1 protein-coding gene is annotated in these 251 nt (G+C 48.6%); it reads left to right on the top strand.

Features of this window, described 5'->3' with window-relative positions:
* Nucleotides 1-251, top strand: a 251-nt coding sequence (locus IEQ44_RS18330) for a C2H2-type zinc finger protein (RefSeq protein ID WP_193639461.1), incomplete at both ends; no start/stop codon positions are given.

Genomic DNA, 251 nt, shown 5'->3' with positions numbered 1-251 from the left:
CACCAGCGCACGCACACCGGTGAAAAACCTTTCTATTGTGAGCAGTGTGGGAAGGGTTTCTGTGACTTAGGTAACCTAAAGGTACACCAGCGTATCCACACCGGGGAAAAGCCGTTCGGTTGTAAACAGTGTGGGAGGAGTTTCAGTGACTCCGGTAGCCTAAAGAAACACCATCGTGTACACACTGGAGAGAAGCCTTTCTGTTGTAAAAAGTGTGGTAAGAGCTTCTCTGAGTCGAGTAACCTAAAGGT

This window comes from Nocardioides malaquae (assembly GCF_015070385.1).
Taxonomy (GTDB): domain Bacteria; phylum Actinomycetota; class Actinomycetes; order Propionibacteriales; family Nocardioidaceae; genus Nocardioides; species Nocardioides malaquae.
The sequence above is the reverse complement of the archived record's forward strand: the minus strand, read 5'-3'. Positions and strand labels throughout refer to the sequence as shown.